Source organism: Corynebacterium sp. HMSC29G08, assembly GCF_001806875.1.
Classification (GTDB): Bacteria; Actinomycetota; Actinomycetes; order Mycobacteriales; family Mycobacteriaceae; genus Corynebacterium.
The window spans coordinates 48,687-61,283 of the sequence record NZ_KV786237.1 but is presented as its reverse complement, the minus strand read 5'-3'; the positions used below and the strand labels follow the sequence as shown (position 1 = coordinate 61,283).

Here is a 12,597-nt window from a genome sequence, read left to right as displayed (position 1 = left end):
ATTATGAAGCCGTGCTCAACCCACGACACCTTAAGACCCAGCCCGGCAAGCTGACCGCTGAGGAAGAATACCAACAAGCCTGCCGCGTTTTCTCGGAATATATGGAAGCGGAGGAAGCCAAACGTCGTTAAACAGTCAGCACTGCTGGTTGGAAAGGTAGGTGTGTGCCATGAGGAGTGCACCGTTAGTCGCGGGGCTTGAACACTAGCGGCGCTTCGACTTCTTCGCCGCAGCCGTTTCTTTCGCCGCAGTCTTGTCTTTGGCTGGGGTGTCCTCCACTTGGTTGATGCCGTGGCGCACATCCACGGTGTTTTCATAAGCCGTGCCGTAGGTCAGTGCTGCGACGGCCCAGGTTTCGTCGCCAATCTCGCCCCACGAGACGCTGCCGGTGGCGCTGGCGCGATCATCGGTCCAGCCCATCTTGGATCCCTTCACGTTGTTCATGCGGGCGGTGCCGAAGCCTTGGATGAAGCCGTCGGCAGCCACCGCGCTTTGGTCCTTCATGCCCGCGAATAGGGGTTTCGCCTTCGGGTCCCACACGATGGAGGAGATGAACGTGGCAACGTCGCGGGCAGAAGTCTGCGTCTGTCCCCAATAGCCACTGCGCACGGTGGCTTTCAGGTCGAAGTCTTTCGCGATCTGTTCGATTGCCTCTGGGTACTTCTGGTCTAACTGGCTGGCGATGAGGTCTGAGGAGGTGGCCACCATCTCCGGGATCTGGGACTTTTCCTCGGCTGTGCCGTTGTACAGCACGTAGTACGCCAGGTAGAGCTTGGCCAGGCTCAATGCTGGGCGTGGTTCCTCGGCGTTGGCGGACATTGAGATCCGCCCGTCCGGGTGCACCACGGCCAACGCCGTGCGGTCACGCAAGTACGACGGATCCACGTGGTACGCCTGCGTCGGCGCAGCAACGACAGACGACAACGCCAGCGCGCACGCAAGCGCCCCCGCAACAACCCGCAGTTTCATCTCGTATGCCTCTGGGCCTTACGCTTCGCGGTCTAGGTGCAGGATTGAATCGGACTCGGAGGCATCTTCAAACACAGGCATCTCTACCTCACAGAAGTACACGCCGGCTCCCGTGGCATCCTCCTGGTAGCTGACCAGGCCAAACGAAGTGAGCTCAGGTTCCGTCAGGTATTTCGCGCCGAACATCTTTGCGGCATTCACCGCCGCGGAAAGATCCTCCACACCGAAGTAAACCTGCCACAGCGCCAACTCAGGCACCAGGCCGATCTCCATGCTCAAAAACGGTGCGCCGTCCTGGAGGGCAATGTATTCGTCGTCAACCTTGCGCACTTCCCAATCGAAGAGCTCGGCGTAGAAATCAACCGCCGCAACCTCGGGACCACCGTAGACGTACCACACCGGCACGCCCGGTTCACCAGCGGCAACGAAGCGGTCCTCCCCCGCCGGCTGGATCAAACCAAAGTAGCCGTCAAACGGGTCGGCGCATACGGTAAGGGTGCCCAGATCCACCTCTGCGGTGGCAAGCACTTGGCCGCCAAGCTTTTCCACACGCTTTGCATCCCCCGCCACATCAACGCTGAGGAAGTACGGCACCCATTCGTTCAGCGCTTCCTTTGCGCCGGTGCTGACAATGCCCGCCACCGGCAGCCCGTGCATCCGGGCTACGCGGTAGTCACCACCAGAAACGTCCCAACCCAGCACCTTGGTGTAAAAGTAGGCGGACTTTTGCGGCTCGTTGGTCACCAGGTCCTGCCAGTACGGCATTCCGGGTACGGCTTCAAATGCGGGCATTAGAGATTCCTCCACTTCTCCGGATCGAAATCATCGTTGGCGGTGCGCTCATCAAAGTAATCGTCATCGCTACCGTTTGTGGTGATGACGATGGTGGTGTGGGGGGTGGAGATGACGTCAGCGTCGTGAAGCAGAAAGCCCCTGCTTGTGACCACCTCGCCGTTGACCGTCACCTCCCCGGCCTCAATCATTTCTTTGGCCTGGCCGCCGGATTCCGCCAGGTTAGCCAGCTTGAGCAGCTGGCCCAGTTTGATCGTGTCGCCGCTGATAGGCACCTCAACATGCATGCGGCCAAGCATAAGCCAGATTGGTGCGGAGTTTAGAACAGCATGGGCAGACCGGCGAGCCCCTCGATGAGCATCCACACCGCGATAGCGATGAAGATCAGGCCGGTAACCAGGTCAATTGCCCAACCATGCTGCAGGATTGGCCTCGCCAGGGCGCGCACTGCCAGCGCAAACCCGACGAACCACAAAAGCCCGGTGATAATCAGCGTCGCCGCAATTGCCACCATCCATTGCCACCCCATGCCGGGGCGGATGAACTGGGCGAAGATCGCGCCGAAGAACAGGATCGCCTTCGGGTTGGACAGGTTCGTGGCCACACCCACGCCGAACGCCTTGGCGGTGGACATGGCTCGCGCGGCAGGTTCGACCGCATCAGGGCTTTTTTGCTTACCGACGCGCGCCTTCACCCCACCCCGCAACGCCCCAAGACCCATGTAGAGCAAGTAGCCGCCGCCGACGATCTGCAGCACCGTCAAAATCTGCGGCACCGTCTGCACCAGGGCCGACAACCCGAGCAGCGAGCCGATGATCCAAAATGCGTTGCCAAGCGTGATACCCGCGGCAGCCCACACTCCGGCCGCACGGTCACGCGAGCCGATGCGGATGATCTGAAACGTGTCTGGACCAGGGCTAACAATCGCGGCAAACCACACGCCAAGCAGCGCCGCGAACGCCGACCCAGTCACCTAACGTTCTGCCTGGTCAGCAGGCATGATGCTCATCGTGTCAATGTTCACGTGCACCGGCAGCGATGCCACCCAACGGATCGCCTCCGCAATGTCCTCCGCGGTCAGGTTCAGTTTGCCCTCGTACACCTGGGCGGCACGCTGCGCATCGCCGTGGAAACGGTTGAGCGAGAAGTCCGTTTTCACGCGGCCCGGGTCGATCTCGCAGATGCGGATGTCGGGCGCCTCTTCTCTGCGAAATGCCCTGGTCAACCCGCGCAACCCGAACTTCGCCGCGTTGTAGCCGCTGCCGCCTTTGTACGCATCCGTCGCCGCCACGGAGCCGATGTTGATAACCAAACCTTTTGCGGCCTTGAGCTGCGGGTACAGGGCCTGGGTGACGCGCATGGTGCCCATGACGTTGGTGTCGAACATCCACTGCCAGTCGTTCGCGTTCGCGTCCCGAAGCAAATCAAGCTCTTTCGCCCCACCAGCATTGTTAACAAGAAGGTCTACCCGCGGGAGCTTCGCCAACTTGTCCACGCTCGCCTCATCCGTGACGTCTAACTCCAATGCCTCGCCGCCAATCTCATCAGCGATGCCGCGGCAACGCTCCACCCGGCGCGCCGCCACAATCACGTGCCAACCATCGGCCGCCAACGCACGACACGCGGCCTCACCAATACCGGCCGAGCCGCCAGTAACTACAGCAACTTTTTTGTCCATGCGCACAGGTTACCGGTGTACTTGGCGCATTGTGATGTTTATCCGTCCCTCGTTCAGACCCGTGGTTTTGGGCCCGGTGGCTTCGCGCGGCGCCTTCACCCCGTGATATGCCCTCCTTGCCGGACCGCCAAACACCAACGCGTCCCCGGACATCAGCAGCAGGTCCGTTTGGTGTGTGCTTTCGGCACTTCCGGGGTTTTGAATGCGAAAGATCGTTTCCTCCCCGATGGAGAGGCTGACCACCGCGTTGTCGGATTCCTCCTCCGCGTCAACGTGCAGGCCCATGCCTGCGCCCGGCGGGTAGAAGTTCACCAGTGCGGTCTCCACTGTCGGCGTGGGACCCACCAACGGGTCGATTTCGCGTGCTTGGTTCATGATGTTGTTGGCTATGACCTGGTAGTTTGCGGGTACTTCCGGCACCGGGTGGCCGTCCACCTCCCGCACAAGCCGGTAGGGCTGCGTCTGCCAAAACCACCCCAACGACAACAACCACGCCGCCATCTGCCCCTGCCCCACACGCGGGCGCCGCATCGCCACCGGCGTACCTTTCACCCGGTGAGCAATGTCTCGCGCCTGGGTGACCAGTGCGGCTTGCTCTTCGACGTTGAGGAAGTTCGGCAGGTGTACCACTCCTGGGAGTGGGTTGGAGGGGGTGCGCGGGAGGGCGTCGAAAAGCATGGGACCTAGTTGGGGTTTCAGGAGCGCGTGATCTTATCCAAATTCGGCTCGGGGCATTCCCACCCCTCTGGCCAGGGCATTTTGAAATCTTCGACCAAAACCCTTAAAGCTTCACGCGGATCATCACGCACCACAGCCGCCGTCTGGATCTTCCGCCAGCGCAACCGCGCGGTCCTCAACTGCTCCTGCCACCGGCCGTTATCTACATCCAACACAAACGCCACCCGAAGAACCTCAAATACTTCTTCCAGGCATGGACGGAAACGGTGCCCTCCCGTTGGAAAGTGAAACTGCGAAACTCTCGACGTCCCCTCAAAGTACCTCTTCACCTGGTTACTTCTTTCAGGGTTCAGCTTTGCAGCAAAACCAAGCAAGTGCGTGAATTCATCCCTGTGCGCATGAACATGAATATGCGAACTCGGCTGATTCGGATTCTGGTCCTTCACATATTCAATACGAAAAAGCGGCTCGGTTTCTGTCTTGCCATACGGATAAACCGCAAACTTCGATGATTCAACCGCCAAATAGTTTCCTCCGCTGTCCCATGAACAGCGATATTCAGGAACTACGCCCAACACTTTCTTGCCTTGGGAAAAGAGCGGAATTATCCCCTGCTTTCCTTCAGATTGCGACAAGCGAATCGAAGCGATATCTCCATCACCCTGGTGCAGCAGACTGTATTCAAAAACGAACGAAGACCCAGTGAACGCTTCAACAGCATCACTGAGTTCTTCGTTGAACGCTTCGATCTGCTGCGTCAGCGCGTCAGCGTTACTATCAATGCTTCCCAAGAAGCCACCGTAGTTCCGAAATGCGCTGCCATACGCCCTGCTCGGTAGGTGATAAATCGTACGAGTGGGCACGCTCCTCGAACGCCTCGATTCCACCTTCTACCTGCTGCTCGAGATTATGTAGCTCCTGCTTAGCCTCCTCAACCGTGAGTCGGCGAATAATCGGCGTAGACATAATCCCTCCTTGGAAATGTTCTTGTTGGTTCGCTGTGCCCATTGTTGCACACTGGGGTAACACGCCAGCAGATGTTCGAAATTGTTGTTCGAGCTGAAGGCAGGCGATCAGTCGTAATCCTGTAAACGAGGGGGCCTCGTTTACAAAAGCCCAGGTCGGGTTCGTCACATCCGTAACAAATCGCTTTGTTTGCAATGAGGCTAGCGGGGCGCGTGGGATTAACGCAGGTCAGGGGGTATGTCTCCTACGAGGCTTCGCGGCGCGCAGGTCCACGCAGATAAAACGTGTCGACGATTTCGTACTTCGGCCCGCCGGAGCGGCCTTTGCCCAGGTGGGATTCCATGAGGTGGATTTCATCCACGTGCCAGCGGGGGCCGGAGTAGATGGAGAGGGCGTGGGCGTGGTCCTCAAGAAGCCAGAAGTCCCTGGTACGGGTGCCGGTACGGGCGACGGTGAGGTGGGCGCGCTGCCGGCCGCGGGCGTCGGGCTCCAGAAGGCAGTCAGCCATGAGGGTCTTCAGCTCCGCTTTGTCGCCGCCGACGCCGATCCACAGGGTGCGGCGGTCGAAGCAGCCGGCGCCGCGAAGCCGCAGCTCTAACGGCGAGGCCCAGGCGGTTGCCTGGGCGAGGATGTCGGTGACGTGGTCAGCGTCGTTGGGCTGGGATCCGTAGAACGCCAGCGTAATGTGCCAGTTGTCCGGGTCGGTCCAGCGGGATTCGGTGCCGAAGCCGTCGCGGATCGGGCGGAGTGCGGTGATGAGGTGCTCGCGGACCTCGGTTGGTGGGACGATTGCGGCGAACAGGCGTCTCATGGCCTCAAAGGTACCCTGGAAAACAATGTTTGACTTGGAGAAAATCGGGCGCGGCCTGCCGGTGGCTGGGGTGCTGGGCCAGTTGCCTGAGGCGGGCCCGCTGGTGGTTGAGGCGCCGCCGGGTACGGGTAAGACGACGCTGATCCCGCCGGCGGTTGCGAATGCGCATGGGAAGACGCTGGTCACGGCCCCTCGCAGGGTTGCGGTTCGTGCGGCGTTTCGGCGCCTTTCGCTTCTCGACGACGCGCAGCTTTCCGGCTACGCCATCCGCGGCGAAGCCAAGCGTGGTGAGTTAGTGGAGTTTGTCACCCCCGGCGTGCTGCTGAACCGCCTGCTGAAGGACCCGGAGCTGAGGGGTGTGAACGCGGTGATTTTGGATGAGGTGCACGAACGTCAGCTGGATACGGATCTGGCGTTGGCGATGTGCATGGAGGTGGCGATTCTTCGGGACGACTTCTTCCTCACCGCCATGTCCGCCACCTTGGACGCGACGGCGTTTGCACACCATATGGGCGCGCACGTGGTGTCAACCCAGGCGGAAACGTACCCGTTGGAGGTGCAGTATGCGCCGCATGCGGGACGTGCGTCAGGCACAAAAGAGTTCTACGAACATGTGGCGTCCCTGGCCGCTAGACCTGGCAAAGAACCAGCAACAGCACAGGGCCGCACCTTGGTGTTTGTGCCGGGGGTGCGTGAGGTGGAGTTAGTGTGCGAGGCACTGCACAAGCACGGGGTGGCAGCCGCACCCCTGCACGGGCGGTTGACCAGCGAGCAGCAGGACCAGGCGCTTTACGGGGATGCGCCGGTGGTGGTTTCGACGGCCGTGGCGGAATCATCTGTAACCGTGCCGGGCGTGCGCAAGGTTGTGGACGCGGGCCTTTCAAGGGAGCCGCGCAGGGATGCCCGCGGCATGACTGGCCTGGTTACGGTGTCTGCATCCAAGGCGAGCGCGAACCAGCGCGCGGGCCGTGCGGCGCGTTTGGGGCCGGGCACCGTGGTACGCGCATACTCGGAGGCTGACTACCAGCACTTTCGTGAAGACATCGCCGCGGAGATCACCACCAGTGACCTCACGGCAGCGGTGTTGATGATGAAGGCGTGGGGCTCCCCAGACCTGCCGCTTTTGACCTCGCCACAAGCTGCGGCGCGTCAGCAGGCGGAGGAAACGCTAGAGGCACTGGGCGCGCTGAACAACCGGGGTGAGATCACGGACTTCGGCCGCGCACTTGCCGCGTTGCCGGTGGACCCACGTTTGGGTGCCGCGCTGCTGAAGTTGGGCAGCGGCGCCGCCCCCACGGTCGCGGCGATTGCGGAGGGCCTAAGCGGTGACTTAAGCCGGGTGGATCCCCCGCGCAACCAGGTCACCCGCCTGGCCAAGCTCGCGCCGAAGGGCCCGCCGGTTGCTGCTGGTGAGGTAGTCAGCACCGCGTTTCCGCAGTGGGTGGCCAAGCGCATGGGCGAGGAATACTTGCTGGCCAGCGGCACGCGCGCCACGTTGGATCCGAAGATCAACCTGACAGGCGCCGAGTGGATCGCGGCCGCTGAGGTGCAGCGCACCAAACACAACGCCGTAATCCGCGCGGCTGCCGCCACGCAGCTTCCAACCGAGCGCATCACGCAGGGCTACCGTGCGCATGTAAATAAGGACAAGGTGCAGCTTCGCAAAGTCAAAGCCATCGGCGCAATCGAGCTCAGCGCAACGCCGGTCGCCCTCAACGCCTCAACCAACACCGTCGCCGCCAGCGAGGCACTGGAAGAGGCCGCCGCATCATTCCGCTTCGAGGACTTCCTGCTTGATAGCAACGAACGCGACCTCCTTTCCCGTCTCACCTTCCTCCACGAGCAAGCTGGCTGGCCGGATATTTCGCGTGGGGATTACGCGGTTGAGGTTGGGGAGGTGTTGCGTGGGGCGTCGATAAGCAAATGCGACATGCGGGCCGCAATGATGCGCAACCTGCCGTGGGAGCTGGCCGGCAAGCTGGAGCAAAGCGCGCCGGAGCGCCTAGCGGTGCCCAGCGGGTCGCGGCCGAAGATTTCCTACGAGACCGGTCGGCCTGTGGTGCGCGTGAAACTGCAGGAATGCTTCGGGCTGGCCACCTCGCCGGTGGTTTCCGGGGTGCGCGTGCTATTTCACCTGCTCTCGCCTGCCGGACGCGAACTTGCGGTCACCGATGATCTGCGCAGTTTCTGGGACGGGCCCTACCAGCAGGTGCGCAAAGACATGCGTGGCCGCTACCCCAAGCACCCCTGGCCGGAAGACCCCTGGAGCGCCAAAGCCACGGCGAAGACCAAGAACAAAATGTAAACCGCTACATTATCGGCATGACAACTGCGCATAAGACGCACACCACGGCCCACGGCAGGACGCACACAGTGTCCATGTGGACGCTGGTGTCGCTGATCATCGGCTCCACGGTGGGCTCCGGCATTTTCGCGCTGCCACAAAACATCGGCTCCGCTGCGGGCCCCGGCGCGATGCTCACCGGCTGGCTGATCGCCGGCGTGGGCATGCTCTCTATCGCCTTCGTCTTCCAGATCCTTGCGCGGCGCAAACCGCACCTAGACTCCGGCGTGTACTCGTATGTGCGTGCGGGGTTGGGTGATTTCATCGGGTTCGCCTCCGGCCTGGGCTACTGGCTTGGTTCCGTCATGGCGCAGGTGGGCTACGCCACCTTGTTCTTCGGCACCATCGGCTACTACTTCCCCATCTTCCGCAATCAGTGGGTGCTTGCCCTGGCGGTATCGGTACTGACCTGGTCGATCTTCTTCATGCTCACCCGCGGCATCAAACAGGCGGCGGTGATGAACGTGGTGGTCACCGTTGCCAAAATCGTGCCTATCCTTGCCTTCATTGTGCTGGTGGCATTCCTGGGCTTTAGTTGGGACAAGTTCACGTTCGACTTCTGGGGCGAAAGCTCTGGCCTGTCGTTTTCCAAGCAGCTGCAGGGCATCATGCTCTACACCGTGTGGGTGTTCATTGGTATTGAGGGCGCATCCGTCTACTCCAAGCAGGCATCCAAGCGTACGGACGTTGGCCGTGCCACCATCATCGGGTTCCTGTCCGTTTTGGGTCTTCTGGTTGCCGTGTCCACCTTGAGCTACGGCGTGCTCACCCAGCAGGAACTGGCCGCGCTGCCGGACAACTCCATGGCAGCGGTACTTGAGGCGGTTGTGGGACCTTGGGGTGGCGTGTTCATCTCCATCGGCCTGTGCCTGAGCGTGCTTGGCGCATACGTGTCCTGGCAGATGCTGTGCGCTGAACCCATCGTGCTCATGGCTAATGACGGCCTGCTGCCGAAGCGCCTGGGCCGCGCCAACAACGCCGGCGCACCATTTACGGCGCAGCTGATCTCCACGGTGGTCATCCAGTTCTTTGTCATCGTGTTCTTTGCCAACCAGACCTCCTACAACGCCATGGTCCAGCTGGCAACGATCATGTACCTTTTGCCGTACATTTTCTCCGCGCTGTACCTCGTGCTGCTTGCGCTGCGTGCGGACAAGAACCCGGCCGAGGACACCGAGAACGCCGAGGTACGCCCAGACCGCGCAACCAACTCCAAGCACTTGGTTGTTGCCGCCGTGGCGTTCATCTACTCGCTGTGGCTCATCTACGCCGCTGACATGGTGTACGTCCTCTTCGGTGCGCTCGCCGTGCTGCCGGGCATCATCCCGTACGTACTGACTAAGCGTGCGCATGGTGAGCGCCTATTCAACGCCTTCGAGTGGTTCGTTGTCGCCCTCGTTGTCATCGGTTCTGTGTTAGCCGTGGTTGGACTGGTCAACGGGTCCCTGGTGCTGTAGAGGATTTCAACCAGGGCTAGTCAGCCAAGGCTCTGATGGCATCGAGGAAGTTGGGCATTGCTGTCGATGGATTCGGTCCGGCCTGCCCTGCCTTCACCCTTCCCAGCTGAAGTGCCACAGCTTTAGCCTCCCCATAGCGGCCAAAAGGGAAGTCAGTTTTCAGTGTCTTACCGCGCATGAGACCAGCGGATGCGCAGCGCTTGTCTAACTCTGCACTAGTCGTGGGCGGACGTGAAGATTCGTCAGCATGGCAGAGTAACCACACTTCGAATTTCAGGTTAGAAACAACAAGTACAATGCCCTCCTTTTGCGCAAGCGCAATTGCTTGCCGCAGAGCAGTGGGCTGTTTTCCTTGATTCCATTGGTCCACGTCCACGACAGCGAAGCAGCAAGCGTATGGCACCACATCTCCACCTTGATCGTTTGCTTCATCGCGAATACGGATGGCTTGTTCCACCACGCTAACTGGGTTACTAGTCCACTTTGTCTTCGGCTTCTTGCTCAACTTCGGTCTCACCACAAGCTGTACCCCGAAGTCTTCACTGATGATTCCTTTGAGGCGCTCGAAGTATTGGGGCTCTGTCACCGTGCCTTCCGTAACCACGAGAACTTTGTTCTCTACCTCGTTCTGCGGCCGCCTCGCCGTTGCCTTTCTCCGCGACGGATTACCAGATCTGGACTTCCTTGCTGCCATTAGCGCTAACCACCAACATTCGCGTTAGTTAGGCCCCGTAGCGTTGCCGGGGAGAGGTTCGGGATCGCCCGGTAGCGACCGTCAAGGTAGCGGCGCTCATAGTTCGCACGCGAATCCTTCGTGAAATCCGCCAACGAGTAGACCGTGGTCTTGCCGTCAGAGCCTTTTTCGGTGAACCAGAACGACTGTTCCTTCAGGTTCAGCTCCTGCATCCGCTCCAGCAAGTTTGTGCTGTGTGAGGTGAAAAACAGTTGCGCGCCGCCCACGTTGATTGTTGTGTCTGTGAAAGCTTCAACGATGAGAAAGAGCAGGTGCTGGTGCAGGTGCGCATCAAGCTCATCAACAACTACCACACCACCGGTCTTTAGCGCTTCTACCAAAATGGTGGCGAGTGAAAACCAGGTAACAGTGCCGTCGGATTGCTCGCGTAGTCCGAGCGACATGGTGCCGTCCTCGGTTTGGTGCTCAAAGATCAAGTGCAGTGCCACCGCTTCCAGGTCTTTTTCTGAAAACTCGATGACTCCCCCGTCACCGTCGGAATTCGTCAGCGCAGCGCCTGCCCTAGGGGAAGGATGCAGCTGCTTGAGGGAAGCGGCCGCCGTCTGAAGCTTCTCAACGAGGTCCGGTGGCAACTTGCTTTCATCGAGTGTGACGTGGACTATGCCGGTGTCCGCAGCGACAAGAAGCTGTCCTACATCATCAAAGTTCATCCCTCCGCTTCGCAGCGCTCGCATCACATTGTGAATGCGCTGCTCACGGTGCTGATCACTCAAAGCGATGAACCGCAGCGAATCAACGATCGCCTGAGCCAAACCACCGAGTTTTCCAAACCGTCCGCGCAGCGCAACCGAAAGATAAAGCTCGCGAGGGTTGGCAAAGCGCAAAACAGCCCGCTCATCTTCTGAGACAAAGGTTTTGTTAGGCGTACTGCTCGCAACATCTCGCTCAAAGATTGTGGTCCAACGGCGATTGGGAACGTAATGCAACCATTCCCCCTCAACACCGAGACTGCCGTATTCGAACCCGTACAGGTACCGTGTGCCGTCTACAACAAAGTCGAGTTCAAAGAAGCTTGGCTTCACGCCAGAGGTCTCCGAGGCGAACGGGTAAAACATCACTTCACCTGGATCTTCGAGATCTTGCCAGCGGGTGGCTGAAAGACGGATGGCGCGGGAAAAGTAGCTCAACGCATCCAGCATGTTGCTCTTTCCAGACGCGTTTGCCCCCAACAGCACCGTCACCGGCCGCACAACATCTGCCCACGGGACATCAGGTACCGAGCTTTCGCCAGGCCACTTGGCAAAATCAATCGTCTGCTCATCAGCGATGCTTTTGAAGTTTCCGGCGGTAAATCGAATGAGTTGCACATCGAAAGGGTAACTTAAAAAGGCCTTCTACGTACTTTTTACGCAATTTTGCTTATTGGCTACAGCAGTTCTTCAATAAGCAACTTGGTGCTCAACACCACCACCAGCCCGAGCAGCGCGAACCGGACCAGCTTGGAGCCGCCGGCGAGTACCGTGCGTGCGCCGATTTGTGCGCCGATGACGTTGGCCACTGCAAGGCCGATGGCCAGTGGCCACACCACGTAGCCGCCCACGATGAACACGCTGAGCGCGCCGATGTTGGTGGCGGTGTTGACTACTTTTGCCATCGCCGCAGACTGGATGAAGGATTGCGCGAACACTGCGGTGAACGCCATGATGAGGAACATGCCGGTGCCGGGCCCGAAGATGCCGTCATAAAACCCAATAGCAGCGGCCGCCACAAGAGCCATTGCTTGCCGACGCCCCGTGAACACCCCATCACCGCCCACCCCAAACTCCGGCCGCAACGCCACAAACGTGCCTACGGCGAGGAGCAGCACGATGATGATGGGACGCACGACGCTGTCGCTGACCAACGCCACCGCCGCGGCACCACCCGCACTTGCCGCGCCCGCCACTAGGGCAAACAACCATGTTGCCTTGGGCACGCCAACCTTGCGCACCAACGTGATCGCCGCAGAGGCCGTACCCGTGAGTGCTGCGACCTTGTTGGTGGCCAGCACGGAGGCCGCCGGCATGCCGCTAACGCTCATCAGCACTGGAATCAGTACCAAACCGCCGCCGCCAATCACCGCATCAATCCAACCGGCGAAGGCCGCAGCTATAGCAAGGATGGTGATGGCGGTTGGAGTCATAAGCGCAAAGGGTATCCTAAGCGGCT

The 12,597-nt window shown here is 60.2% G+C and carries 14 protein-coding genes; 2 read left to right on the top strand and 12 right to left on the bottom strand.

Annotation, left to right across the window (positions count from 1 at the left end):
- Nucleotides 1-204: 204 nt before the first annotated feature.
- The 9 genes from HMPREF3101_RS05175 to thpR form a co-directional block, all read right to left on the bottom strand.
- Entirely contained in the window at nucleotides 205-969 is a 765-nt protein-coding gene (locus HMPREF3101_RS05175; RefSeq protein WP_070463367.1) for a hypothetical protein, read from the bottom strand.
- 18 nt (nucleotides 970-987) lie between these two features.
- Complete coding sequence (locus tag HMPREF3101_RS05170) at nucleotides 988-1,761, bottom strand: VOC family protein (RefSeq protein ID WP_070463365.1); 774 nt, start codon at nucleotides 1,759-1,761, stop codon at nucleotides 988-990.
- Complete coding sequence (locus HMPREF3101_RS05165) at nucleotides 1,761-2,048, bottom strand: RNA-binding S4 domain-containing protein (protein ID WP_070463378.1); 288 nt, start codon at nucleotides 2,046-2,048, stop codon at nucleotides 1,761-1,763. The genes HMPREF3101_RS05170 and HMPREF3101_RS05165 overlap by 1 nt, the downstream gene beginning before the upstream one ends.
- A gap of 32 nt (nucleotides 2,049-2,080) precedes the next feature.
- Complete coding sequence (locus HMPREF3101_RS05160; protein WP_070463363.1) at nucleotides 2,081-2,734, bottom strand: LysE family translocator; 654 nt, start codon at nucleotides 2,732-2,734, stop codon at nucleotides 2,081-2,083.
- Nucleotides 2,735-3,439, bottom strand: coding sequence for an SDR family oxidoreductase (locus tag HMPREF3101_RS05155; RefSeq protein WP_070463377.1), 705 nt, complete (start codon nucleotides 3,437-3,439; stop codon nucleotides 2,735-2,737).
- Nucleotides 3,440-3,448: 9 nt separating this feature from the next.
- Nucleotides 3,449-4,117 carry an alpha-ketoglutarate-dependent dioxygenase AlkB gene (locus HMPREF3101_RS05150; protein ID WP_070463361.1) on the bottom strand — a complete coding sequence of 223 codons (669 nt, stop codon included), beginning with the start codon at nucleotides 4,115-4,117 and terminating at the stop codon, nucleotides 3,449-3,451.
- Nucleotides 4,118-4,134: 17 nt separating this feature from the next.
- On the bottom strand, nucleotides 4,135-4,908 hold the full coding sequence (locus HMPREF3101_RS05145) for a hypothetical protein (RefSeq protein ID WP_070463359.1): 774 nt from the start codon (nucleotides 4,906-4,908) through the stop codon (nucleotides 4,135-4,137).
- The gene (locus HMPREF3101_RS05140) at nucleotides 4,895-5,083 is read right to left on the bottom strand and encodes a hypothetical protein (RefSeq protein WP_070463357.1); all 189 of its coding nucleotides are present in this window, start codon (nucleotides 5,081-5,083) and stop codon (nucleotides 4,895-4,897) included. Before HMPREF3101_RS05140 ends, HMPREF3101_RS05145 begins: the two co-directional genes overlap by 14 nt.
- A 244-nt stretch (nucleotides 5,084-5,327) precedes the next feature.
- Nucleotides 5,328-5,894, bottom strand: a complete 567-nt coding sequence (gene thpR / locus HMPREF3101_RS05135; RefSeq protein ID WP_070463355.1) for an RNA 2',3'-cyclic phosphodiesterase — start codon at nucleotides 5,892-5,894, stop codon at nucleotides 5,328-5,330.
- A gap of 25 nt (nucleotides 5,895-5,919) precedes the next feature.
- Between thpR and HMPREF3101_RS05130 the strand changes: the two genes are divergently transcribed.
- Both HMPREF3101_RS05130 and HMPREF3101_RS05125 read left to right on the top strand, forming a co-directional pair.
- Nucleotides 5,920-8,199: an ATP-dependent RNA helicase gene (locus HMPREF3101_RS05130; protein WP_070463353.1), complete on the top strand. Its 2,280-nt coding sequence runs from the start codon at nucleotides 5,920-5,922 to the stop codon at nucleotides 8,197-8,199.
- 17 nt (nucleotides 8,200-8,216) lie between these two features.
- Complete coding sequence (locus HMPREF3101_RS05125) at nucleotides 8,217-9,695, top strand: amino acid permease (RefSeq protein WP_070463351.1); 1,479 nt, start codon at nucleotides 8,217-8,219, stop codon at nucleotides 9,693-9,695.
- A 16-nt stretch (nucleotides 9,696-9,711) separates the two neighbouring features.
- Here the strand turns inward: HMPREF3101_RS05125 and HMPREF3101_RS05120 are convergent, their stop codons facing one another.
- Genes HMPREF3101_RS05120 through HMPREF3101_RS05110 form a run of 3 tightly spaced genes read right to left on the bottom strand, consistent with a single transcriptional unit; the run spans nucleotide 9,712 to nucleotide 12,571 of the window.
- Nucleotides 9,712-10,389 carry an RloB family protein gene (locus HMPREF3101_RS05120; RefSeq protein WP_070463349.1) on the bottom strand — a complete coding sequence of 226 codons (678 nt, stop codon included), beginning with the start codon at nucleotides 10,387-10,389 and terminating at the stop codon, nucleotides 9,712-9,714.
- Nucleotides 10,390-10,394: 5 nt separating this feature from the next.
- Entirely contained in the window at nucleotides 10,395-11,756 is a 1,362-nt protein-coding gene (locus tag HMPREF3101_RS05115; RefSeq protein WP_070463347.1) for an AAA family ATPase, read from the bottom strand.
- 59 nt (nucleotides 11,757-11,815) lie between these two features.
- Nucleotides 11,816-12,571, bottom strand: a complete 756-nt coding sequence (locus HMPREF3101_RS05110) for a TSUP family transporter (RefSeq protein WP_070463346.1) — start codon at nucleotides 12,569-12,571, stop codon at nucleotides 11,816-11,818.
- Nucleotides 12,572-12,597: the final 26 nt, after the last annotated feature.

Coding starts and splice junctions, on each gene's coding strand:
- HMPREF3101_RS05175 (WP_070463367.1), bottom strand. CDS start 969: ATGAAACTGCGGGTTGTTGCGGGGGCGCTTGCGTGCGCGCTGGCGTTG.
- HMPREF3101_RS05170 (WP_070463365.1), bottom strand. CDS start 1,761: ATGCCCGCATTTGAAGCCGTACCCGGAATGCCGTACTGGCAGGACCTG.
- HMPREF3101_RS05165 (WP_070463378.1), bottom strand. CDS start 2,048: ATGCATGTTGAGGTGCCTATCAGCGGCGACACGATCAAACTGGGCCAG.
- HMPREF3101_RS05155 (WP_070463377.1), bottom strand. CDS start 3,439: ATGGACAAAAAAGTTGCTGTAGTTACTGGCGGCTCGGCCGGTATTGGT.
- HMPREF3101_RS05150 (WP_070463361.1), bottom strand. CDS start 4,117: ATGCTTTTCGACGCCCTCCCGCGCACCCCCTCCAACCCACTCCCAGGA.
- HMPREF3101_RS05140 (WP_070463357.1), bottom strand. CDS start 5,083: ATGTCTACGCCGATTATTCGCCGACTCACGGTTGAGGAGGCTAAGCAG.
- thpR (WP_070463355.1), bottom strand. CDS start 5,894: ATGAGACGCCTGTTCGCCGCAATCGTCCCACCAACCGAGGTCCGCGAG.
- HMPREF3101_RS05130 (WP_070463353.1), top strand. CDS start 5,920: ATGTTTGACTTGGAGAAAATCGGGCGCGGCCTGCCGGTGGCTGGGGTG.
- HMPREF3101_RS05125 (WP_070463351.1), top strand. CDS start 8,217: ATGACAACTGCGCATAAGACGCACACCACGGCCCACGGCAGGACGCAC.
- HMPREF3101_RS05120 (WP_070463349.1), bottom strand. CDS start 10,389: ATGGCAGCAAGGAAGTCCAGATCTGGTAATCCGTCGCGGAGAAAGGCA.
- HMPREF3101_RS05110 (WP_070463346.1), bottom strand. CDS start 12,571: ATGACTCCAACCGCCATCACCATCCTTGCTATAGCTGCGGCCTTCGCC.